20 protein-coding genes are annotated in these 23021 nt (G+C 67.6%); 5 read left to right on the top strand and 15 right to left on the bottom strand.

What is annotated here, in order from left to right; translation table 11 throughout:
* Window positions 1-97: 97 nt before the first annotated feature.
* The 4 genes from CXR29_RS12820 to CXR29_RS12835 are packed head-to-tail and all read right to left on the bottom strand — an operon-like array spanning window position 98 to window position 3282.
* Window positions 98-700 carry an NUDIX domain-containing protein gene (locus CXR29_RS12820; protein WP_127364713.1) on the bottom strand — a complete coding sequence of 201 codons (603 nt, stop codon included), beginning with the start codon at window positions 698-700 and terminating at the stop codon, window positions 98-100.
* The gene (gene tsaD, locus CXR29_RS12825; protein ID WP_127364714.1) at window positions 687-1766 is read right to left on the bottom strand and encodes a tRNA (adenosine(37)-N6)-threonylcarbamoyltransferase complex transferase subunit TsaD; all 1080 of its coding nucleotides are present in this window, start codon (window positions 1764-1766) and stop codon (window positions 687-689) included. The genes CXR29_RS12820 and tsaD overlap by 14 nt, the downstream gene beginning before the upstream one ends.
* Window positions 1763-2338 carry an SRPBCC family protein gene (locus CXR29_RS12830; protein WP_127364715.1) on the bottom strand — a complete coding sequence of 192 codons (576 nt, stop codon included), beginning with the start codon at window positions 2336-2338 and terminating at the stop codon, window positions 1763-1765. Before CXR29_RS12830 ends, tsaD begins: the two co-directional genes overlap by 4 nt.
* Window positions 2335-3282, bottom strand: coding sequence for an aldo/keto reductase (locus CXR29_RS12835; protein ID WP_164742820.1), 948 nt, complete (start codon window positions 3280-3282; stop codon window positions 2335-2337). The genes CXR29_RS12830 and CXR29_RS12835 overlap by 4 nt, the downstream gene beginning before the upstream one ends.
* On the opposite strand from CXR29_RS12835, the gene CXR29_RS17330 reads away from it, so the two are divergent.
* Window positions 3276-3443 (top strand): hypothetical protein, encoded by a 168-nt coding sequence (locus CXR29_RS17330; RefSeq protein ID WP_164742821.1) that lies wholly within the window; start codon window positions 3276-3278, stop codon window positions 3441-3443. The two genes, CXR29_RS12835 and CXR29_RS17330, sit on opposite strands and share 7 nt — an antisense overlap.
* On the opposite strand, the gene CXR29_RS12840 is transcribed toward CXR29_RS17330, so the two are convergent.
* The 8 genes from CXR29_RS12840 to glmS all read right to left on the bottom strand — a co-directional run bounded on the left by CXR29_RS12840 (window position 3440) and on the right by glmS (window position 12101).
* On the bottom strand, window positions 3440-3946 hold the full coding sequence (locus CXR29_RS12840; RefSeq protein ID WP_101554113.1) for a GNAT family N-acetyltransferase: 507 nt from the start codon (window positions 3944-3946) through the stop codon (window positions 3440-3442). The two genes, CXR29_RS17330 and CXR29_RS12840, sit on opposite strands and share 4 nt — an antisense overlap.
* Entirely contained in the window at window positions 3943-4677 is a 735-nt protein-coding gene (tsaB, locus tag CXR29_RS12845; RefSeq protein ID WP_101554114.1) for a tRNA (adenosine(37)-N6)-threonylcarbamoyltransferase complex dimerization subunit type 1 TsaB, read from the bottom strand. Before tsaB ends, CXR29_RS12840 begins: the two co-directional genes overlap by 4 nt.
* Window positions 4674-5351, bottom strand: a complete 678-nt coding sequence (gene tsaE, locus CXR29_RS17940) for a tRNA (adenosine(37)-N6)-threonylcarbamoyltransferase complex ATPase subunit type 1 TsaE (protein ID WP_101594194.1) — start codon at window positions 5349-5351, stop codon at window positions 4674-4676. Before tsaE ends, tsaB begins: the two co-directional genes overlap by 4 nt.
* Window positions 5348-6562, bottom strand: coding sequence for an alanine racemase (alr, locus tag CXR29_RS12855; protein ID WP_101554116.1), 1215 nt, complete (start codon window positions 6560-6562; stop codon window positions 5348-5350). Before alr ends, tsaE begins: the two co-directional genes overlap by 4 nt.
* 29 nt (window positions 6563-6591) lie before the next feature.
* Complete coding sequence (locus CXR29_RS12860; protein WP_127364716.1) at window positions 6592-8187, bottom strand: bifunctional ADP-dependent NAD(P)H-hydrate dehydratase/NAD(P)H-hydrate epimerase; 1596 nt, start codon at window positions 8185-8187, stop codon at window positions 6592-6594.
* A gap of 105 nt (window positions 8188-8292) precedes the next feature.
* Window positions 8293-9606, bottom strand: coding sequence for a M20 metallopeptidase family protein (locus CXR29_RS12865; protein WP_127364717.1), 1314 nt, complete (start codon window positions 9604-9606; stop codon window positions 8293-8295).
* Between the two features lie 76 nt (window positions 9607-9682).
* Window positions 9683-10153 (bottom strand): holo-ACP synthase, encoded by a 471-nt coding sequence (locus CXR29_RS12870; protein WP_025779535.1) that lies wholly within the window; start codon window positions 10151-10153, stop codon window positions 9683-9685.
* Between the two features lie 73 nt (window positions 10154-10226).
* Window positions 10227-12101: a glutamine--fructose-6-phosphate transaminase (isomerizing) gene (gene glmS / locus CXR29_RS12875; RefSeq protein WP_025779537.1), complete on the bottom strand. Its 1875-nt coding sequence runs from the start codon at window positions 12099-12101 to the stop codon at window positions 10227-10229.
* Window positions 12102-12272: 171 nt separating this feature from the next.
* Between glmS and coaA the strand changes: the two genes are divergently transcribed.
* Complete coding sequence (coaA, locus tag CXR29_RS12880; RefSeq protein ID WP_127364718.1) at window positions 12273-13310, top strand: type I pantothenate kinase; 1038 nt, start codon at window positions 12273-12275, stop codon at window positions 13308-13310.
* Between the two features lie 249 nt (window positions 13311-13559).
* Window positions 13560-15422 carry an ABC transporter ATP-binding protein gene (locus CXR29_RS12885; protein ID WP_127364719.1) on the top strand — a complete coding sequence of 621 codons (1863 nt, stop codon included), beginning with the start codon at window positions 13560-13562 and terminating at the stop codon, window positions 15420-15422.
* A gap of 43 nt (window positions 15423-15465) precedes the next feature.
* Here CXR29_RS12885 and glmM read toward each other — a convergent pair whose 3' ends face one another.
* The 3 genes from glmM to rplM all read right to left on the bottom strand — a co-directional run bounded on the left by glmM (window position 15466) and on the right by rplM (window position 18054).
* Complete coding sequence (gene glmM, locus CXR29_RS12890; protein WP_101554122.1) at window positions 15466-16818, bottom strand: phosphoglucosamine mutase; 1353 nt, start codon at window positions 16816-16818, stop codon at window positions 15466-15468.
* A 250-nt stretch (window positions 16819-17068) separates the two neighbouring features.
* Window positions 17069-17578, bottom strand: a complete 510-nt coding sequence (rpsI, locus tag CXR29_RS12895; protein WP_025779545.1) for a 30S ribosomal protein S9 — start codon at window positions 17576-17578, stop codon at window positions 17069-17071.
* 32 nt (window positions 17579-17610) lie between these two features.
* Window positions 17611-18054: a 50S ribosomal protein L13 gene (gene rplM / locus CXR29_RS12900; RefSeq protein ID WP_101554123.1), complete on the bottom strand. Its 444-nt coding sequence runs from the start codon at window positions 18052-18054 to the stop codon at window positions 17611-17613.
* A 269-nt stretch (window positions 18055-18323) separates the two neighbouring features.
* Between rplM and CXR29_RS12905 the strand changes: the two genes are divergently transcribed.
* Together CXR29_RS12905 and CXR29_RS12910 are read left to right on the top strand one after the other, a co-directional pair.
* The gene (locus tag CXR29_RS12905) at window positions 18324-20774 is read left to right on the top strand and encodes a hypothetical protein (RefSeq protein WP_127364720.1); all 2451 of its coding nucleotides are present in this window, start codon (window positions 18324-18326) and stop codon (window positions 20772-20774) included.
* Entirely contained in the window at window positions 20771-22993 is a 2223-nt protein-coding gene (locus CXR29_RS12910; protein WP_241241448.1) for a hypothetical protein, read from the top strand. The genes CXR29_RS12905 and CXR29_RS12910 overlap by 4 nt, the downstream gene beginning before the upstream one ends.
* Window positions 22994-23021: the final 28 nt, after the last annotated feature.

Consider the following 23021-nt stretch of genomic DNA (forward strand, 5'->3'; position numbering starts at 1 on the left):
GTCCGTCGAGACACGGGTGGAGTGTCGAGAAACGCACGTGCGCACCCGTTTTTCGACACTCCACCCGTTTCTCGGCAGCAGGCAGGCGGGCGCCCCCTCACAGGTGCGGGCGCAGCAGTTCCAACAGCGTCGGCAGCGCAGCGGCGACTCCCGGGTGCAGCTCAAAATCCTCGAGCTCGTCCACCGGCACCCACGACAGCTGGATGCTCTCGGGGTCATTGATGACAGCGTCGAAGCGGCGCAGGGTCTTCGCGATCACCGTGGTGTAGCTCCAGGTGCCGAGGTCGAGGACATGCGTCTCGAGGATCTCGATGCCCGATCCGTCCTGGTCAGGCACCCCGGCTTCTTCCCACGACTCCCGGACCGCGGCGTCGACGGCCGACTCGCCCATATCGCGGGCGCCGCCGGGGAACCCCCAGGTCCCGCCCTCGACCGACCACAGCGCCCGGTGCTGCATGAGCACCCCGCGCTCGGGATCGACGAGCATGAGCCCAGCGGCCCCGTTGAGCCCCCAATGCTTCTTCCCATCGGACCCGTACGTCCACCCATCACCGGATCGCCGAGGCGGCCGACCGTCAGGCAGATGTGTGGACTTCGCCGCCTGTGCGTTGCGTTCGGCGGCGTCGGTCGCTGCATCGTGCGCAGCGCTGCTGGCAGCCTCGTCGTCGGCTCGAGTCTCTTCGTTCTCAGACGAGGACATGATCGACATCCAAAGAGGAGACGGCGGCGAAGGACAGGTCGCTCGGCCCGATTCCGCGGGAGACGAGCTCCGCGCCGAGGGCTGCGACCATGGCTCCATTGTCCGTGCACAGTGTCAAGGGCGGCACCCGCAGAGTCACGCCCGCCTCGGCGCAGCGAGCCGCGAGCACCTCACGCAGGTGAGAGTTCGCGGCCACTCCCCCACCGAGGACGACATGGTTGATGCCGGTGTCGGCCGCGGCGAGCAGGGTCTTCGTCACGAGGACGTCGACGACGGCGTCTTCGAACCCGGCGGCGATATCTGCCACCCGCAGGTCCGCACCGAGCGTCTCGGCCTTCGTCACCTCACGCAGGACCGCGGTCTTGAGCCCGGAGAACGAGAAGTTGTATCGGCGCTCGGGATCGCGCAGGTCCTGCTTCTTCGCCAGTCCGCGCGGGAACTTCACTGCCTTCCGGTCGCCGGGGACTCCGGTGCCGTCGAGCAGGCCGAGGGCCGCCTTCGAGATGTTCGGGCCGCCGGGATAGTTCAGCCCCAGCAGACGCGCGGTCTTGTCGAAGGCCTCGCCTGCGGCATCGTCGATCGTGGCACCGAGGAGCTCGATGTCGTCGACGACATCTCCGATGCGCAGAATCTCGGTGTGACCGCCCGAGACGAGCAGGGCGATGGTCGGCGTGGTCAGCCCGTCGACATCCTCGGCGACGAGATCGACGGCGACGTGCGCGGCCAGATGGTTCACGCCATAGAGAGGTCTGCCCAGAGCGGCGGCAAGGCCTTTGGCCGCACCGACCCCGACCATGAGTGCACCGGAGAGACCCGGCCCGGCGGTGACGGCGATGGCGTCGATGTCGGACAGCTCCACCTCGGCGGCCTCACATGCCGAGGCGATGGCCGGGCCGATGGCCTGCACATGGGCGCGGGAGGCGACTTCGGGCACGACTCCGCCGAAGCGGACATGTTCGTCCATCGACGAGGACACGGTGTTCGTCAGCAGCGTGCGGCCGCGGACGATGCCGACCCCGGTCTCGTCGCACGAGGATTCGATGCCGAGGACGAGTGGTTCGCTCATGCTTCGTCCTCGTCAGCGCCGGCCGAATCCGTGCCGTCCCCGGTATCCGCAGCCTCGAGCGAGAGATCGGAATAGGCGGCGACGAGTTCGGGTTCGGTCGCCTCGGCGATGTCGATGCCGAGGGCGCGGGCGAACAGGCGCAGGTGCGTGTCCCACATGGGACCGAAATCGGCTGCCTGGCCTCGGGCAGATTTGACATCGGCGGCGGTGTGGGTGAACACCAGCAGGCTCTCGTCACCCGAATCTCCTTCGACCGGCAGGAGTCGAATGCCGAGGACTCCGAAGGCTTCGAGTTCGAGCAGCACGTGGTCGTAGTCGTCGCAGCTGAGGACGGAGCCGTCCAAGTCGGCGTCTTCGAGCTCGAAGGTCAGCGGCCGGGAAGCTGGCCCATCGCCGTCGTCGCCCGTATCTGCCGTTTCCTCGCCGAGGCGGAACGGCGCGAACCATGTTCCTGCGGTCTCGGCATCGGTCAGTGCGTTCCACACCGTTTCGACGTCGCGGGCCAGGAGCAGCTCGATGACGAGGTCGGTGCCGTTTTCCCAGGTGACCAGGCGGGGGCTGGGCTCGCTCATGCTTCGACCCAGGCTCCGTCGAGGGTGGCTTTCTCATCCGCGCTCAGCTGCAGCTCCGTGCCGGCAAGCAGCTCGGTGAGCTGTTCGGGCACACGTGCCGAGGCGATCGTCGAGGGGATGAAATCGTGCGTGAGCTGCCAGGCGATGGCCGTGGCCGTCATCGACGCTCCGTGGTCGGCGGCGACATCATGGAGGGCTTCGAGGGCGCCGAGGGCTTTCTGGTCGTCGACGAAATCGGCCACACGGTCACCGCGGACGCTGCCGGTGGCGTCTCCGCCGGTGTGTTTGCCGGTGAGGAACCCCGACGCCAGCGAGTGGAACGGCAGTTCGGCGATGCCCTCAGCGCGCAGGTACGCCTGCTTCTGCGGATCGACGGCGGCACGGGAGACGAGGTTGAACCGGTCCTGGACGACCCGATAGCAGGCAAGCGAGAACTTCGTCGAGATCTTCCGGGCCTTCTGCAGACGTTCGAGGCTGAAGTTCGATGCTCCGAGGTAGCTGACCTTGCCGGAGCGGACGAGAGCGTCGAAGGTCTCGGCGACGGCGACCTGGTCGACCTCGTCATCGTCTCTGTGGGCGTAGTAGACGTCGATGTGGTCGGTGCCGAGTCGGCGCAGCGAGTCGTCGACGCAGTTGCGGATGTTCGCCGGGTCGAGGCCCCGGCCCTTCGGGTGCATGCCGACCTTGGTGGCGATGACCATGTCGTCGCGGTTCCCGCGCGCCTTCATCCATTCGCCGATGATGGTCTCGGACTCTCCGCCCGAGTTCCCCTCGACCCAGGCCGAATACGCATCCGCGGTGTCGATGAAATTTCCACCGGCCTCGGCATAGGCGTCGAGGACGGCGAAGCTCTGATCCCGATCCGCACCCCAGCCGAAGGGGTTGCCGCCCAGCTGAAGAGGGTGGACGAAGAGATCGGTATCTGCCAATTGCACACGTGTCATACCCTCCAGACTACCCGTTCGACCTCCACGACTTCGGGACCGGATCATCAACCCGGAGCTCGGGTCAGGCCACGGCATCGCTGTGCATTGATGCCGAGCACACCGTGTTCATGGTCGGCCTCACCGAGGCGACCGGCCACCGCGCGGCTGCGGTGGCCTAGGTTCGGATCCGCAGACGCATGAGGATTCCCGCGGCTCCCGGATAGTAGTCCGGGCGCCGTCCCCATTCCTCGAATCCGAAGGCTGCGTACATCTCCAGCGCCGCGGTGTTGCGTTCGTCGACTTCGAGGTGGACGACCTCGGCCCCGCGGTCCTTCGCCCAGTCGATTCCCGCCCGCAGCAGGGCGCGGCCGATGCCCTGGCCGCGTGCCGCCTCGGTGGTGGCGATCGTCATCACATCGGCTTCCGCACCGGCCCCTGACATGACGATCCATCCGGCCAGCTCCCCCGCCGAGGCGGTGGCGTCCTCGCCTGAGGCTGTGGAGTCCGCATCCGAATCGTCCGCCGAGGCGGCTCTGGCGGCGAGCATGATCGTGCCGTTCTGTGCCTTCACCGACCAGTAGTAGCCGAGCGTCCACGCGGTCGGGCCGAAGATCGCCGCATCGTGGTCGGCCACCTCGGCGAGGTCCCACCAGGGAAGCTCAGCGATGGTCGTGGACGTCATCTCAGTGAGCTCTCCCGCACCGGGGTTGCCTTCGCATCGGCTTCGCGCAGGTATTCGGGAATCGGTTCGCGCAGTTCTCGGCCGGCGGTGAGTTCCCGTGCCGCGGCGAGGGCGAGGTACTCGGCACGGGGATCGGTGATCAACTCGACGCTCGGCTCTCCGAGAATGTCCGGATAGAGGAGGAACCCACGGCCGAGCCTCTCCTCGATCGTTTCGAGCCGAAAGCCGTTGTCGGCGAGAACCGAGGCGACCTCGGCCGGTTTCGCCACAAAAGGTCCTGCGCTCAGTGTGGCATCGGTGGAGTCGTAGACGCTGAAGTAGACCTCTTTGCGGCGGGCGTCGGAGGCGATGAGGACGGGCCGGCCGGATTCGTTCGCCGCGGGCGATGCGACCTGAGATGCAGGCGTCGCCAGGTCAGCGGCGCTGCGCACGAACTCTTCGGCGATCGCGGCTTGGGACAGCAGTCCCTTGACGGGGATCCCGTGGGCCTGACCGACGGCGATTCCGGCGGCGATGCCGACCCGCAGTCCGGTGAAGGGACCAGGACCGATGCCGACGACGACGAGTTCGGGTTGGGAATCCTCGGCGAGCACACTGGCGAGCGCGGGACCGATGAACTCGACATGCCGCCGCTGGTCATCGGCGTGTTCGGCAGCGATGATCGAACCGGTGTCCGTGTCCACCAGCGCCACGGAGGCCGACTGCGAGGTGTCGATGGCCAGAATGATCATGATTCGTCTCCCTCATTCGCGAAGTCCTCGGCAGGCAGATCTGCAGGGCTCAGGTCGTCGACTCTCACGCCTGCCAGTGCTGAGACAGCGGCCTCAACCGCGGGCATCCGCTCGGCCCAGGCAGCTCCGCGACCGGTGAGGTCGACGGTGCGCCGCTCGGCCTCGGGCTCGTCCTCGGGTGCGTCCTCGGGCTCGTCCTCGGGTGCGTCCCCGGGCTCGTCCTCGGGTTCGTCCTCGTCATTCGCGCCGACCGGCTCACCGTCGGCCTTCCCGCCCTCGGCGATCTCGTCCCATACCGGGGTGATGGTGATGTCGAGATGATCGCTGCTGAGCTGTTCGGCCATCCCGGCACCCCATTCGACGACCGTGATCGACTCGTCCAGTTCGGAGTCGAGGTCGAGGTCCTCGAGCTCCTCCCCGTCGGCCAAGCGGTACGCGTCGACGTGGACGAGGGCGGGTCCGCCCGTCCGCGACGGATGTTCGCGGGCGATGACGAACGTCGGTGAGGTGATCCGCCCGGCCACGTCGAGGGTCTTGCCCAGCGATTGGGTGAATGTCGTCTTCCCCGCACCGAGGTTGCCCGTGAGGATGAGCAGGTCACCGGCGCGCAGGTGCTCGGCCAGGGCCGCAGCGAACGTGCGCATCTGCTCCAGGGATTCGAGATGGACCCTCATCGTCCGTCTCCCTTCCGGGCGACCCGGTCGACGCGGGCGCTGAGCTGGGTGACGATTTCGTAATTGATCGTGTTCGCCCAGGTCCCCCATTCGGCCGCGCTCGGCCCACCGGGACCGAAGATGACGACCTCGTCGCCGATGGCCACCTCTTCGTTGCCGGCGCCGATGTCGATGATCATCTGATCCATGGCGATGCGCCCGACGACGGGATAGCGGCGACCCCGGATGGCCACCTCGGCGCGGTTAGATGCCGCCCGCGGCAGTCCGTCCCCGTACCCACCGGGCACGAGCGCGAACCGGGTGTCGGTCGCAGCGGTGAACGTCAGCCCGTAGGAAGCACCGTGACCTGCGGGAATGTCCTTGAGATTGATGACGGTGGAGACCAGCCGCATGACCGGTCGCAGTCCGAGAACCGTCGGATCGCCGTCGTCGAGCGGGGACAGACCGTAGAGGGCGAGCCCCACCCGCGCCGAGGTGCCCGGGCACGGTCCCAGGGTGAGCGCACCCGGTGAGTTCACGATGTGCACATCCAGGTCGTCCGATTCGCCGAGGCGGCCGTCCGCGGCGTCGAGCACTGCCCGCAGCTGCCCGTGGGCGGAGGAGAAGACCGCGCTCTGCGCTGCGGTCTCTGGGCGTTCGGGTTCGTCGGCGACCGCGAAGTGGCTCATGATCCCGACGACGCGGATATCGGCAGCGGCGGCGCGAGCTTCGGCGTCATCAGTGCGGCTGTCGTCGGCGTGGCGGCGCAGCCAGTCGAAGGCGCGGACGAGGGCTTCCGGGGACAGACCGTTGCGGCCGAGACCGGTGTCGATCTTCAGATGGGCTCGGGCGGTGACGCCGGTGCGGCGAGCCGCCTCGGCGAGCCGTTCGAGAGCCCCGACCGTCGAAATGCCCAGTTCGATGTCGGCGCGCACCGCTTCGTCGAGGTCGGTGGTGGGTCCGTAGAGCCAGGCGAGGATCTGCGCTTCGGGGCCGAGCAGGCTGCGCAGACGAAGGGCTTCGGGGATCGTGGCCACGCAGAACTCGCGCCATCCGGCCGAGAAGAGGGCGGGTGCAATGAGGTCGATGCCGTGGCCGTAGGCGTTTGCCTTGACGACGCATTTGAGGCGGGCCGGTGAGAGGCGATCGGCAAGGACGGCGGCGTTGTCGCGCAGCGCCGCCTCGTCGATCTCGGCCCGCACGAGAGCCTCGGGGATGTCGAAAGATGTCACTGGATAAGACTACCGCCGACCCTCGCCCGTCAGCAGTATCGGGATCTGCTGCCGGGGCCGGACGAGGCCGATCCCACAGCGTCGGTGCCGTGGATGAGTTCGCCGACCACCTCGGCGAGGGCATCGGCGAACCCGGACGCGGTCACCGCACGCCGACCGGCCTCGTTGTGCAAAAGCACTGCGAGTCCGGCCAGGCGAGCCCACTCCCGGGGCGGATGCATCCGGTCGTCGCTGTCGTAGCGACTGTGGGCGGCGGTGATCGCGGCGAGCGTGCCGAGGATCCCGGCGAGCACGTCCCCGGAGCCCGCCGTGGCCAGGCTGCCCGGCCCGGGCGCCGGCAGGACGAGGTGTCCGTCGGGAGCGGCGATGACCGTGTGATGGCCCTTGAGCAGGACGATCGCACCCGTCAGCTCCGCGGCCCGCTGTGCCCACCACATCGGGTTCGCCCCGATCCGACCCGCGGTGATGATCTCGCCGAGGAGGCGGCTGAGCAGCCGCGCCAGCTCGGCGGCGTGCGGGGTGATGATGAGCGGGCGGTCGGCCAGCCAGGTGCCTGCCATCGATTCCGCGCGGGCGATCATGTCGATGCCGCCGGCGTCGACGACGACCGGTGTGCGGTTGCCGGCCAGCGCCTCGGCGACGCCTTGCACGAATTCGGTCTCGGGGTCGCCCGGGCCGAGGACGACGGAGTCGATGCGGCCGGAGGCGTTGACGACCTCGGGGTGGAGGCCGAGGACGTATTCGGCGACGAGCGGGGAGCCGAGGTAACGGACCATCCCGGCTCCGGTGTTCACCGCCGAGGTGGTGGTGAGCATTCCCGCGCCCGGGTAGTCCTCGGAGCCGGCGAGGACCCCGGTGACACCGCGGGAGTACTTGTGCCCGGTCGCATCGGGGCGGGGGAATTCAGAGACGAGATCATCGCGATCGAGCAACTCTGCGGCGGCCGAGCGGGGGTCGAGGCCGAGGCCGATGTCGATGACGTCGATGGTTCCGGTGAACGCGTCCGCGCGCGGATCGATGAGTTCGGTCTTGAGGCCGCCGAAGGTCACAGTGCGGTCGGCGTGGAGTCGTTTCTCGGCTCCGGTGTGGTTCGGGTCGAGGTCGGATGGGATGTCGACGGCGATGAGGCGGCCGGTGCGGTGCGGGGCCCAATCGGCGATGAGTGAGCTGATGTGGTCGGGCAGTCCGCGTCGCCCGCCGGTGCCGAGGATGCCGTCGAGGACGAGATGGGCGCGGGAGAGTTCCCGCAGAGCGTCGGCCCGGGCGGCCTCGGCGTCGGCCTCGGTCTCGGTCTCGGACGATGTGAACGCGATGACCTGTGCCCCGGCACGGCGCGCGGCAGTCAGCCCCTCACCGTGAGTGCGGTCGAAGAGAGTGATGATGGTGACGGCGGCACCGCGCCTGCCCAGTGTCGCCGCGGCGAAGAGCGCGTCCCCGGCGTTGTTGCCCGGCCCGGCCAGCACGCACACCCTGGTGCCGGCGACCTGTCCGTAGTCGGCCTTCAGCATGGCGGCCGCACTGTTCGCCAGCGCTCGGGCCGCCCGGGCCATGAGCGGGATGCCGGCTTCGAGCAGCGGCTTCTCGGCCTCCCTGATGGTCTCGCTCGGGTAGGCGAACACACTCATCGACTGCTCCTCTTCACGACGCGGGTCCTGCTTCGTTGTCGCCCTGCACAGGGCTCATCCCTGCACCGTATGCCTTCTCACGCACCGGTGCCAGGGTCGAACGCTTCAGCTCTCGGCCAACTGCGCCAACCGGCGCCCGGCCAGATGCGCGAGGAACAGTGCCTGATCGGCCAGGCCGTCGTCGCTGTGGCGGGCGCGCGGGGAATGATTGGCTTCGCGTTCGGAGACCGGCAGATTCGGCAACGCGACTCCGAAGTGTCCATAGGCTCCGGGCACGGCGTCCAGTACCCGGGAGAAGTCCTCGGACCCGGGCAGCGGATTCGCCTTGCGCACGGTCCTCTCCTCACCGAAGAGGTCGGTGAAGGTCGCCAGGAAGAATTCGGCTTCGGCATCGTCGTTGATCGTCGGCGGCAGGATCTGCTCGTACTCGACGTCGGCCGACTGGCCGTGGGCGGCGACGAGATCACGAACGAGCTGAGGCAGGTCCGCCTCGGCGCGGGTCGTCACAGCTTCCGAGAACGTGCGCACACTGACGACCAAGGTCGCGAAGTCGGGGACGACGTTGGGAGCGGTGCCGCCGTTGAACTGGCCGACGGTGATCACGAGCGGGTCGAAGATGTCGAAGCGGCGGGTGACGTATTCCTGCAGCTGGCCCACGAGCATGGCCCCGACCTGGATGGGGTCCTTGCCGGTGGCCGGACGGGAGGCGTGCGTGCCCTTGCCGTTGACGGTGATCGTCATCTTCGAAAACGCCGCCATGTACGACCCGGGGCGGGAACTGACGACCCCGAGGTCGGCGTCGGCGGAGACGTGGATGCCGAAGGCGGCTTTGACGCGGGGACCCGCGGCGTCGAGGACTCCTTCGTCGATCATCTTTCCGGCACCGTCGAAGCCCTCTTCACCGGGCTGGAACATGAACACGACGTCGCCGGGCAGGCAGTCGCGGTCACGGTGGAGGAGTTTGAGTGCCCCGACGAGGCCGGCGGTGTGCAGATCGTGGCCGCAGGCATGCATCCTCCCCGAGGTGGCCGCGAAGTCGAATCCGGTCGCCTCGGTGACGGGCAGTCCGTCCATGTCCCCGCGCAGGAGGACGGCGGGCACGACCCCGGTCGAGTCCTCCTTGCGGGCACCGCCGCGCAGAACGACGACGATCGACGACAGCCCCTCCCCCGTTGTGACCTCGACGTCGAGGCCTTCGATGGCGTCGAGGACGAGCTTCTGCGTCACCGGCAGGTCGAGTCCGACCTCGACGTTCTCGTGCAGCGCCCGGCGCAGGGTGACCAGGCCGGGCGCGATGTCATTCGCGTCATCGGCGGTGGGCAGGTGGACGGAGGTGGCGGCCGCCTCGGCGGGGGTCGGGATCGTGTGAGTGACGGTGTCGTCGGCGGCGGTGGTGGCGGCGTTGGGAAGTGAGCTCATGCCTTGAGTCTATTACCACCGGCTGCCACCGCAGCCGGGATGTCGACCCTGCTCACTGACTTGCGCCCCGAAACAACTACTGCTCCGGCCGCTCCCCCAGGCGCGATCCCTTCCCGTACATCGAGTGGGTGAAGTGCTCGGCGATCCCCTCGATGTCGGGACTCAGCGACGGCCCGTCGCCCTCGGCGATGACGAACGTCATCGTCAGGTGCGCATCATGGGTGATCGACAGGTGGATGTTCGTGCCCCCGATGGCACGAAAATGCTCGAGGACGAGCCCGCGCAGACGGAAACTCGGCGCACCGGATCTGGCGGGGACCACCTCGGCGGACTGCCACGGCAGCCATCCGGGGAAGCCGATCGCCTTCTTCAGCGCCTCCTTGGCGGAGAACCGCGCAGCCAGGGAGGCATCGGTCCGACGTTTGCCGTTGCGTTTGAGCTGTTCACCGGGGGTGAGCAGGCGATCGAGGAGTTCGGGCACGCGTTCGATGTGCTCGGCGAAACGCGGCACGTCGGCGATGTCCGTGCCGATGCCCAGAATCGCCATACTCGAACCTCCTCAGATACCCCACCGGCTCAGATGCCGGACCGACCCTTGTCGTGCCCGGCACCGAGGCGGATCATTCGACCGTGACCGACTTCGCGAGGTTGCGCGGCTGGTCGACGTCGAGGCCCTTGGCCGTGGCCAGCTCCATCGCGAAGATCTGCAGCGGAACGGTCGTCAGCAGCGGCGCCATGAGCGTCGTCGTCTCGGGCACGAAGATGACCTCGGAGGCGAACTGATCGACCTCTTCGTCGCCCTCCTCGGCGATGACGACGGTGTTCGCACCGCGGGCGCGGACTTCCTGGATGTTCGAGATGACCTTCGCATGCAGCGAATCGCGGCCGCGTTTGGAGGGGACGACGATGATGACGAGCTGACCGTCGTCGATGAGCGCAATCGGTCCGTGCTTGAGCTCACCGGCGGCGAAGCCCTCCGCGTGGATGTACGCGAGCTCCTTGAGCTTGAGCGCACCCTCCATCGCCACCGGGTAGCCGACGTGACGGCCGAGGAACAGCACCGAGTCGACGTCCTGATTGCGGTCGGCCAGCGCCAGAACCTGCGACTTCGTCTCGTCGAGGATGTGCTGGATCTTCTCCGGGATGGACTGCAGCTCGGCGAGGATGGATGCGATCTCATCGCGGAACTTATTGCCCCGCAGCTGGGCGAGGTAGAGGCCGAGCAGATAGCAGGCGACGACCTGCGACAGGAAGGCCTTCGTCGAAGCCACGGCGATCTCCGGGCCGGCGTGGGTGTAGAGCGCGGCATCGGATTCGCGCGGAATCGTCGAGCCGAAGGTATTGCAGATCGCGATGACCTTCGCGCCCTGCTGACGGGCGTGGCGGACGGCCATGATCGTGTCCATGGTCTCCCCGGACTGCGAGATCGCCACGACGAGCGTCTTCTCCGTGACCACCGGATCCCGGTAGCGGAATTCGTGGGCGAGCTCCACCTCGGTGGGGATGCGGCACCAGTGCTCGATCGCGTACTTCGCGACCTGACCGGCGTACGCGGCGGTGCCGCAGGCGATGACGACGATCTTGTCCACGGACTTGAGCACGTTCTCGTCGATGTGCATCTCGTCGAGCGTCAGGCGGCCCTCGGTGTCGAGACGGCCGAGCAGGGTGTCGGCCACGGCCTGCGGCTGATCGTGGATCTCCTTGTCCATGAACGACGCGAAGCCGCCCTTCTCCGCCGATGCGGTGTCCCAGTCGACCTCGAACTGCTCACCTTCGACGGGGTTGCCGTCGGTGTCCGTGATCGTGACCGTCTCCGGGGTGATGGTGACGACTTCGTCCTGGCCGATCTCAACGGCTGTGCGAGTGTAGTCGATGAACGCGGCGACGTCGGAGCCGAGGAAGTTCTCCCCCTCGCCGAGGCCGATGACCAGCGGCGAGTTCCGGCGGGCGGCGACGACCCGGCCGGGAGCGTCGGCGTGGACGGCGAGCAGGGTGAACGCGCCTTCGAGTTCGGTCGCGGTCCTGCGCATCGCGGCGGTGAGGTCGCCGGTCTCCCGGTAGTTCTTCGCCAACTGGGCGGCGGCCACCTCGGTGTCGGTCTCGGAGAGGAATTCGACGCCCTCGGCGACGAGGTCCTTCTTCAGGTGGGCGAAGTTCTCGATGATCCCGTTGTGGATGAGCGCGAGCTTCCCACCGTCGGCCAGGTGCGGGTGGGCGTTGACGTCGGTGGGTCCACCGTGGGTGGCCCAGCGGGTGTGGCCGATTCCGGTCTGCGCCGCAGGCAGCGGGTTGGCCTCGATCTCCTCGGTCAGGGCGGAGAACTTTCCGGCCTTCTTCGCCGAGGCGAGCTGACCGTCTTCGGTCACGAGCGCGACACCGGCCGAGTCGTAGCCGCGGTATTCGAGCCTCTTCAGGCCGCCGAGCACGACATCGAGCGCCGTGTGATCGGCATTGTCAACGGGGGCCTTGGATACATAGCCAACGATTCCACACATGAGGGAGATTTTACGCGCTGATAGCCGATCTCGTGTATTTCGGCGAGTCACGATGGGGTCAACGTGACCAACCGCACGCGCACGCGGGCGCGGTGGGACCGCCTCGGCGAGGGTGAGTCCGGTGTCCGACCTGGCGCGGGGGCAGAACATGACGCGTGACACAATGGTGGGATGAGCCATGTCGACCCTCAGTTGGACCGTGCGCGCAAGCTCGCCGGACTCAATACCGCCCGGCGCAGCGAACCGGACACGACGTCCCCGTTCTGGGAATTCGACCGGGAGGCGTGGGGCACGCTCGCCCAGGCCACGCCGCTTCCGCTGAAGCAGCGCGACATCGAACGGCTGCGCGGACTCGGCGACCGGATCAACCTCGACGAGGTGGCCCAGGTCTATCTGCCCCTGTCACGGCTGCTCAACCTCTACGTCTCCGCACAGCGGGCGAAGCACGACCTGACCAGGGAGTTCTTCTCTCCGCTGCACGAGCGCGGGCTGGAACCGCAGGATGCCAAGCGCACGCCCTTCGTCATCGGCGTCGCCGGATCGGTGGCCGTGGGCAAGTCGACGACGGCGCGTGTGCTGCGCGAGCTGCTCGCCCGCTGGCCCGACACTCCGCGCGTCGAGCTCATCACCACCGACGGATTCCTCTACCCCAATGCCGAACTCGACCGGCGCCGCCTCAACGGGCGGAAGGGATTCCCCGAATCCTACGACCGGCGCAAGCTGCTCAGGTTCATCTCCGCAGTGAAATCCGGGGCCCCCGAGGTCCGTGCACCTGTGTACTCGCACCACACCTATGACATCGTTCCCGGCGCCGAGGTGGTCGTGCGCTCCCCCGATGTCCTCATCGTCGAGGGCCTCAACGTCCTCCAACCCGCCCGCCCCCGTCAGGACGGGACCGTGGGCTTGGCCATCAGCGACTACTTCGACTTCTCCGTCTACGTCGATGCGCGCTCCCGTGATATCCGCCAGTGGTACATCTCGCGGTTCCTCAAACTCAAGCACGGTGCGTTCCAGGACGAGGACTCCTACTTCCACCGCTACTCGCAGCTCGACGATGACGAAGCGATCACCCTGGCCACGGAGATCTGGGACTCCATCAACTTCCCGAACCTGCGCGAGAACGTCCAGCCCAGCCGCGGCCGAGCCGATCTCGTGCTCCACAAATCCTCCGACCACACGATCCGGAAGGTGCAGCTGCGGAAGCTGTGACGGGGGTCGCCGGGTCGGAGCATCAGGACTTGGCGGCCGCCTCGGCGAGCTCGTAAGCGGACCAGCGACGGGAGTCGCCGGGAGGTGAGGAAATAGTTTCACCCCTCCGACGGTTGCACTGGGTGCACTGAACCACTCACCGTCGGCAGGCCACCTGCCTGCGGCGGCGACCGGAGGCGGGCGACCCCCGCACCGTCACGGGAGTCCCCGTGCATGCTCGGTCGTTTCGGCAGGAGAAAGGGACCCACTATGAGTGTGCCGTCCGCACATCACCTCATGTACTCCTCGGTCAAGAGCAAGAAGACCCCCGAAACGCGCATCCAACCGGGCATCTACAAGCGGATCGGCGGGTATGCGACTCGCCACAAGCGCAAACTCATCGTCTTTCTGCTGCTGTCCGTGCTCACCGCTGGCATCGGCGTCCTCAATCCGGTGCTCGCCGGTAACGTCGTCAACGCAATCACCGGCGGCGGTCCCGTGTCCACGGTCGTGTGGCTGGCTGTGGCCATCGGCGGGTTGGCCATCGCCGATGCGGGCATCTCGATCACGAACCGGTACCTGTCCTCACGGATCGGCGAGGGGCTCATCTTCGATCTGCGCACGGCCGTCTACGATCACGTCCAGTCGATGCCGATCGCATTCTTCAACCGCACCCGCACCGGCGCCCTGGTCTCCCGACTGAATACGGATGTGATCGGTGCGCAGCGGGCGTTTTCGAACACCCTGTCCGGCATCGTGTCGAACTTCGTCTCCCTGGCCCTGACAGTCGGCGTCATGGTCACGATCTCATGGCAGGTGACCGTGCTGTCGATCCTGCTGCTGCCGCTGTTCATCATCCCCACCCGAATGCTCAGCGGAAAGCTCGCATCCCTGCAGTTCGAAGCGGCCAACAATTCCGCAGACATGTCGACCCGCATGACCGAGCGCTTCTCCGCCGCCGGTGCCACCCTGGTCAAACTCTTCGGCAATCCCCGCCAGGAGAACGAGGAGTTCGCCGACCGTGCCGGCCAGGTCCGCGATATCGGGGTCAAGGTTGCGATGCTGCAGTCCACGTTCGTGTCCTCGCTAACTCTGGTCTCCGCCCTGGCGCTGGCTCTCGTCTACGGCGTCGGCGGTGCACAGGCCGTCGTCGGCAACCTCAACGCCGGTCAGGTTGTGACCCTGGCACTGCTGCTGACCCGGCTCTACACGCCGCTGACGATGCTCGCCAACGCGCGCCTGGACATCCAGAGCGCAGTCGTGTCCTTCCAACGCGTATTCGAGATCCTCGACCTCGTGCCGTACTTCAAGGAACCCTCGCAGCCGAAGGCTCTGCCCGCCGGTGGGCTGGATGTGACCTTCGATCACGTCGACTTCGCCTACCCCAGCGCCTCTCAGGTCAGCCTGGCCAGTCTCGAGGACGTCTCCGTGCTCGACACCCGCGGCGGCGATGAGGTTATCCACGACCTGAGTTTCACCATTCCTGCCGGGCACACCGTCGCCCTCGTCGGATCCTCGGGTGCGGGAAAGTCGACGATCGCGTCGCTGCTGCCGCGGCTCTACGACGTCACGGGCGGGACGATCACCATCGGCGGTGTCGATGTTCGCGATCTGTCGTTCGCCGATCTGCGCGAGGCCGTCGGCGTCGTCACTCAGGACGGCCATGTCTTCCACGAATCGATCCGGGCCAACCTGGCGCTGGTCAATCCCGACGCCACCGAGGAGCAGATGCTCGATGCCATCGACCGGGCACAGCTGCGTGGTGTCATCGATGCTCTGCCCGATGGACTGGATACGGTCGTCGGTGAGCGCGGGTACCGGCTCTCCGGGGGCGAACGTCAGCGGCTGACGATCGCCCGGATGCTGTTGGCCTCCCCGGAGATCGTCGTGCTCGACGAGGCCACCTCGGCGTTGGACTCGACGAATGAGGCCGCGATTCAACGGGCCCTGGCCCAGGCGATGCACGGGCGGACGGCTCTGGTCATCGCCCACCGCCTCTCGACGATCCGGCAGGCCGACACGATCCTCGTCGTCGAGGCCGGTCGCATCGTCGAATCCGGCACCCACGAGCAGCTGGTCGGCCGCGGCGGTCGCTACGCCGAGCTCTACGCCACCCAGTTCGCCTCGAGCTGAGGACGCCCCGCAAGGCACTGCCGCAGCCGTTGGCACGACCGCTCTACAGCGCGAGGTGCTCCTTGACCGACGCGGCCAGGCGCTCGGCCTGGGCGGCGGCGGCGTCCTCGGTGGCAGCTTCGACCATGACGCGGATGAGCGGTTCGGTGCCCGAGGCACGCAGCAGCACGCGACCGGTATCGGCGAGTTCGGCTTCGACGGCGGCCACCGCGGCGGCGACCTGCGGGTGATCGACGTTGTTCTTGTCCACGCCCTTGACGTTGACGAGCGCCTGAGGCAGCTGCGGGATCTCCGCGGCGAGGTCGGCCAGGGTGCGCTTGGCATCGGCCATCCGCTTCATCAGGTGCAGGGCCGTCTGCACACCGTCGCCGGTGGTGCCGTGATCGAGCATGAGCACATGTCCGGACTGTTCCCCGCCGAGTGCATACCCGTCGGCGAGCATCCGTTCGAGCACGTAGCGGTCGCCGACAGCCGTCTGCACGGTGTTGATGCCGTACTTGTCCATCGCCTGCGTCAGGCCCAGGTTCGACATGACGGTGGTGACCAGCGTGTTGCCACGCAGCTCACCGAGCTCCTTGAGCCCGATCGCGAGGATGCCCATGACCTGGTCGCCGTTGACGACGCGGCCCAGCGAGTCCACGGCCAGGCAGCGGTCGGCGTCACCGTCGAAGGCCACGCCCAGATCGGACTGGGTCTCGACGACGAGGCGCTGCAGCGGTTCGAGGTGGGTCGAACCGACACCGTCGTTGATGTTGAAGCCGTCGGGTTCGGCGGCGGAGACGATGACTTCGGCGCCGGCCTGACGCAGTGCGGCGGGTCCGACGACGGAGGCCGCACCGTGGGCGCAGTCGACGACGACCTTGAGTCCCGACAGCGGGCGCACATTGTCGGCGTCGACACAGCGCACAAGGTGTTCGGTGTACTCGTCGGCAGCGGCCGGGTAGCGCGCGATGCGACCGACGTCCGCGCCGGTCGGACGGTCCCAGTCCTGGTCGAAGATGGCGAGGATCTCGTCTTCGACGGCGTCGTCGAGCTTCGTTCCGCCTGCGGCGAAGAATTTGATGCCGTTGTCGGGCATGGGGTTGTGGGAGGCGGAGATGACGACGCCGAAGGCGGCACCGGTGTCCTTGACGACCTGGGCGATGCCCGGCGTCGGCAGCATGCCCGCGTCGAGGACGTCGACTCCCGTCGAGGCGATGCCGGCGCTCAGTGCGGCGGAGAGGAATTCGCCGGACACGCGCGTGTCACGTCCGACCACGGCGAAGGGGCGCTTCTCGCCCGTCCAGCCGCGGCTGAGCACGCGCGAACCTGCGACCGAGAGCTGGAGCGCGAGTTTGGCCGAGATGTCGCGATTGGCCAGTCCGCGCACTCCATCGGTGCCGAAGAGTCGAGACATGGTGGGGGATCCTTTCGTCAATGTCGGAGTCGATCTTAGTCGATCCGCGGGGTGTCGGCCGTGATATCGGCACCTTCGCCGAGGCGGCCGAGTGCACCCGTGGCCACGTCAGTGACCGTGTGAGATGAGTCCGGATATGAGAAAAGCGGCCCCGAACCAGGTTCGGGACCGCATTCTCATGTTCATGATGCTGAACTGTCGATGACTGCGACTCAGTGGCAGACCAGCCGCAGTCGGTTCGCCAGCGAGATCAGCGCTTCGAGAACTGAGGTGCCTTACGGGCCTTCTTGAGACCGGCCTTCTTGCGCTCAGGAACGCGAGCATCGCGGCTGAGGTATCCGGCCTTCTTCAGCTCGGCGCGGTTGGACTCCGCGTCGATCTGGTTGAGCGAACGGGCCACGCCGAGGCGGACGGCGCCGGCCTGGCCGGAGGGTCCACCGCCGGAGATCCGGACGATGACGTCGAAGCGTCCGCCCAGGTCGAGCAGGGTGAAGGGCTCGTTGACGAGCTGCTGGTGCAGCTTGTTCGGGAAGTACTCTTCGAGAGTACGTCCGTTGATGGTCCACTCACCGGTGCCGGGGACGAGGCGCACGCGAGCAATTGCCTGCTTGCGGCGGCCGACTCCGTTGCCGGGAGCGGTCAGGGACTGTCCACGTCCACCGGCGGTGCTTTCGCCCAGGCCAGCGGATGCGGGAGTCTCGGAAGTGTATTCGGTGATCTCTTCTTCGACAGTTTCTGTCGCGTTGGTGGTATCAGCCACGGTTCTCCTCGGGATGTCTAGAGCTCAGGCGCTTACTGCGCGACCTGGCTGAGTTCGTACGGCTGCGGATTCTGAGCGGCGTGCGGGTGCTCGGCACCTGCATAGACCTTCAGCTTCTGCATCTGGGCACGTCCGAGACGAGTCTTCGGGACCATACCGGCGACAGCCTTCTCGACTGCACGCTCGGGGTGGGTGGCGAGGAGCTCGGCGTAGTTCACGCTCTTGAGGCCACCCGGGTAACCGGAGTGACGGTAAGCGCGCTTCTTCTCGAGCTTCGCACCTGTCAGCGCGACCTTGTCGGCGTTGATGATGATGACGAAGTCACCGGTGTCCGTGTTCGGAGTGAACGTGGTCTTGTGCTTGCCGCGCAGGAGGCGTGCCACCTGCGAAGCAAGGCGACCGAGCACCTGGTCAGTGGCGTCAATGACGTGCCACTGGTGCTCAACGTCACCGGGCTTAGCTGTATACGTACGCAAAAGTAGCCTTCTTTTCGTATCTGTGTTCAGTGCAGCGCCGGGTCCGCATCGGGTCGTGAGTCCAATGGGTCTCAAGCGCTGGTTGTCTTCAATCGGGTGAGCCTATCGACGCATTCCCCTCACCTACGGGCCTGCAACGCATGAGGCTATGTAAGGGAGTGCGACAAGCACACACAACGACAATCAAATATACATGGCCGCAGGCCCGGGGAGCAAACGCCCAGAGCGGTCCCAGGGCGGCTCGAAACCTGAGCCGATAGTATTGATCTGTGCCGACTCACTCCAGCCTGCTCTTCCGACTTCCCGCATTGAGAATCCTGATGCTGGGTCTGCTGGTCGGGCTCCTGACGGCAGGCCTCGGACTCGGCCCCGCCTCCGCGTCGGCATCAACGGACAGCACGGCATCGACCGACGATTCGGCTGCGAACGTCAGCGCATCCTCCGCTCAGGCCGCGGACACCGGCGGGCCTGCGGCCGGGCAGACGGTCGTCTTCGGCATTCCGGGCCTGACCATCGATGATATCGATCCCGAGCGCACTCCGAACCTCTACCGCCTGCTCTCCGAGGGTGCGGCCGCGAACCTCAACGTGCGCACGATCGGCGCGGCCACCTGCCCGGCGTCGGGTTGGCTGTCCTTCGGCGCGGGCGCCCGCGCGCAGGCCGGTCCCTCACCCGCCGCCGAGGATGCCGACCCCGATGACTCGGCCAGATGCCCGACGATGATCACCCCCACCACGGACGGTTCCGCGGACGCCGAGGACGGGGCCGCCTCGGCGAAGGACGCCGAGAACAGTGATGAAGCTCATGCCGACGAATCCGCTGCGGGAGCGACGACCGCGCGGATCGAGGGCTTCGACGCGGTCACGGAGCCCAACATCGGCTCCGGCTACACCGTCGACTACGGAATGCTTGCGCGCACCGTCGCCGGCGCCGGCGACGACGTGCCCGCCGGCACCGACGCAGCCGGTGAGGACTCCGCGCACGAACCCTGCGTCGCCGCCGAAGGCCCCGGCGCCGCCTATGCCACCGCGGACGACGACGGGGTGGTGACGAACTTCACGGAGGACGCGACCGCCACGGACTGCCGCCTCGGCATCGTCGACCTCGGTGCGATCGGCATCCGCTCCTGGCTGTTCGACCCGATCCCGAACTACTCCTATACGGTTCCGCCGGATTTCGATCGGGACACCCGCGTCGCCGAAGCCGACCGCCGCCTCGGCGTGCGTCTGCAGGAGATGCGGGAGAACGCGAAGGACGGGGCCGCGGATCCGACGATCATCGTCGCCGGCCTCGGTGACAGTTCGGGTCTGCCGCAGCTGCGCGCGTTCATCGCCGCGGGCCCCGGCTTCGAACCCGGGTCGCTGTCCTCGGCGACGACCCGCACCCCGGGGCTGCTGCAGATCACGGATCTGGCACCCGGCATCCTCGATGTCCTCGACGTCGATTCCCCGCGCGCCGTCGGCTTCGATTCCACCCCCACCGATGATGATCCGCAGCAGCGCATCGACGATCTCGTCGCCGAGGCGCAGAAGTCGACGACGATCCACCAGAATCTCTCGACGTTCTCCATCACCCTCGACATCATCTTCTACGTCCTCTTCATCGCGTGTGCGGTTCTGCTCAACCGCTCCATCCTCGGTCGCCGAGGCGGCGCCACCCGAGCTGCCCACGTCCACCGCTTCCTCGGCTGGGTGTCCCTGGCCGTCGCGTCGCTGCCGATGGGGGCGTTCCTCGCCGGGCTCGTCCCCTGGTCGCGGACGGCCGATCCCGGACTCGGCCTGTTCCTCTCGGTCCTCGGCACGGCCGCCGTCCTGTTCGTCCTTGCCCTCATTCCGCCGTGGGGGCGGACCTGGCGGGGACGGATCGGGGCCCTGGCCGGGGCGAACCTGCTCATCCTCGCTGCCGACCTGGCCACCGGGTCCCACCTGCAGGCGAACTCGCTGCTCGGCTACAACCCGATCGTCGGCGGCCGCTACTACGGGCTCGGCAATCAGGGTGCGGCGATCTTCATCGTCAGCCTCTTCATCTTCCTAGGCGTCGTGGTGTCGTGGCTGCGGGCGCGCGGCCGGCGAAAAGCCGTGATCATCGTGCCGCTCGTCATCGGTCTGGCCGCCGTGTTCGTCTCCGGGAACCCGTCCTGGGGTGCGAAATTCGGCGGCACGATCGCCATCCTCGCCGGCCTCATGGTCCTGGTGGCGCTGCTGACGAAGATCCGACTGACTCTGCTGCGCCTCGCCCTCATCGGTCTGACTTCGCTGGCGATCCTCATCGGCATCGCCTTCCTCGACTGGCTGCGCCCGGCCGGGGCACGCTCGCACTTCGGCACGTTCTTCGACCAGATCGTCACCGGTGAGGCCCTGCAGGTGATCGGCCGCAAGCTCGGCGCGAACCTCCACATCATCCAGATCAACCCGGCCCTGGCGATCGTCACCCCGCTCGCGGTCATCGCGATCCTCATCTTCCTCCGCTACCTCCTTCACTTCCCGCGCGTCCACGCGGGCAGCCGCACCGGGCGCCTGGTCAACAAGTGGCGGGGTCGGCTCCCCCAGCTCTTCGCCGATTCCGACCTGCACTATGGATTCCTCGCCGCCGCCACCGGGCTCGGCGTCGGGCTCGTGCTCACCGATTCCGGTGTCGCCGTGCCCTCGACCGGGGCCATGGTTCTCCTGCCCTTCCTGCTGGCGCTCAGTGCTGAACACGCCGAGGAGGCCCACCGATGAGCGCCCCCGTGACCTCCCCGGCCACCCGGATTCTCCTCGGGATGCTCGCCATCGCGCTGCTCGTAATCGGCCTGCCCCACGCCGGGCAGGCGGCCCCGGCCGCGGACCCGGCTGCGAGCCCGTCGGCACGGGCCGACGCACAGGCGGAAGCAGTGTCGGACGACGCGGCCCCGGCTTCGGGCGAGGGTGAGGGTGAGGGCGGGGCCGCCTCGGCGAAGTCCGGGGTCGTGTCGATCAACGTCTCCGGGTTCCGCTTCGAGGACCTCGACCCGCGCACCACACCGCACCTGTGGGTGCTGATGAAGGGCGGGCAGATCGGGACGATCACCCCGCGCAGCGTGCGCTCGACGAGCTGCCCGGTCGACGGCTGGCTGGGGCTCGGATCGGGACGGCGAGCCGCCGATGAACCCCGCGATCAGTGCCGCGTACCGGCCTCGCCGCTCGACGGCTGGGTCGCCGATTGGGATGTCTACGCGCAGGTGGCCCGCGGTGACAACTACGATGCGTCCCTCGGGGCGCTGGCCGAGGCCGTGCCCGATATCCGCGCCTTCGGCAACGGTGCCGCGATCGCCGCCGCCTCCCCTTCCGGCCATGTCGAGAACTGGTCGCCCGTCGGGCCCGACCTGGGAACGGACGTGGCGAAATCGGCCTCTGACGGTGAGCTCACCCTCGTCGATCTCGGCAACACCGCCGCCGACGGCTACTCTCTGAAGAATCTCGATGCACAGGTCGGGGACATCCTCGAATCGACGGGGTGGATGAGTGCGGATCGGCCGAACCGCCTCGGCGAGGGAACCGTTCCCGTGGTGTTCTCCTCGATCGCCGACGGCACGCACGAAGGCTCGTCGATGCAGGCGACGATGATGGTCGAACCGGGAGCGCCGGCGGGGCTGCTCACCTCCTCGTCGACGCGGCAGCCGGGGCTGGTGCAGGTGCCCGACCTGGCACCGACGCTCGTGGCTCTGTCAGGGGCCGAGGAGATGGACAATGCGGCCGGGGCACCGATGACCTCGGGAGCGCACGGATCCGATTGGCACTCGCGCTATCAGGCCGTGCTCGACCGCCAGGTGGCGGTGAAGACGCAGGACGATCTGTCGACTTGGTTCTTCCCCGTCGTTGCCACGCTCATGGTCGGGCTGCTGGCATTGGCGTGGTTCATGCGCAAGAACCACCGGGAGCTCGTCCATTCCGGGGCGTACCGCCTCGGTGTCGTGTTCGCGGCGATGCCGATCTCGACGTATCTGGTCAACACCGTGCCGTGGGAGCGAGCGACGAATCCGGACATCGCGATGCTCGGTGCTCTGGCGGGGTGGTCGCTGCTGCTCGGCGTGCTGGCCGTGCTCGGCCCCTGGCGGCGGCACACGTTCGGGCCGGTGCTCTTCGTGTCCACCGTGACCGTCGCCGTGCTCGCCTACGACGTCCTCACCGGGTCCCAGCTGCAGATGTCGACGCTGCTGGGCGAGCCGCTGCTCATCGCCTCCCGGTTCTACGGGATCGGGAACTCGGCGCTGGCGCTGTACTGCTGTGCGCTGCTGCTGGCGGTCGCAGGCTTCGCGTCCCTGGTGTCGAAGCCGCTGCACCGTGTTCTCGTCGTCACTGTGCCCGTCCTCGTCTCGTGCGTCATCTTGGCCGCTCCGGGGTTGGGGACGAAGTTCGGGTCCGTGCCGACGCTCATCATCGGGGTGGCCTACCTCGTGCTGGCTGCGGCGAGCATCCGGTTCTCACTCAAACGGCTGGGGCTGACGGTGGGCATCGCCGGTTTCGTCATGCTCGCCGTGCTGTTCCTCGACTGGCTGCGACCGGCCGATCAGCGCACGCACTTCGGACGGTTCTTCGATTCGATCATCAGCGGGCAGGCGCTCAGCGTGCTGGCTCGCAAGATCGGGATGAACATCGACATCCTCACCCAGTCGTGGATGACTCTGGTGCTCCCGCTCATCATCATCGGCGTGTTCTGGATGGCGCTGGATCCGCAGCGTTTCCGGCTGCGGGGACTCCAAGACACCTACCGGCGGGTTCCGCTGTTGAGAGCTGCGATGATCAGCTCGGCGATCCTGCTGGGCGTCGGCACCCTCATCAACGACTCGGGCATCGTGGTCCCGGCAGTCGGCATCCTCTTCCTCGTCCCGGTGCTCACTCACCTCGAGACTTTCCGCGCCGGCCGCCCACCGGTCCCGGCGGCCGGTGACGCCTCCGGTGACGCAACGCAGCACTCCTGACTCTGCGAGCATCACGCACCGGCAGCGT

Source organism: Brevibacterium linens (assembly GCF_003999335.1).
GTDB classification, from domain to species: Bacteria; Actinomycetota; Actinomycetes; order Actinomycetales; family Brevibacteriaceae; genus Brevibacterium; species Brevibacterium linens.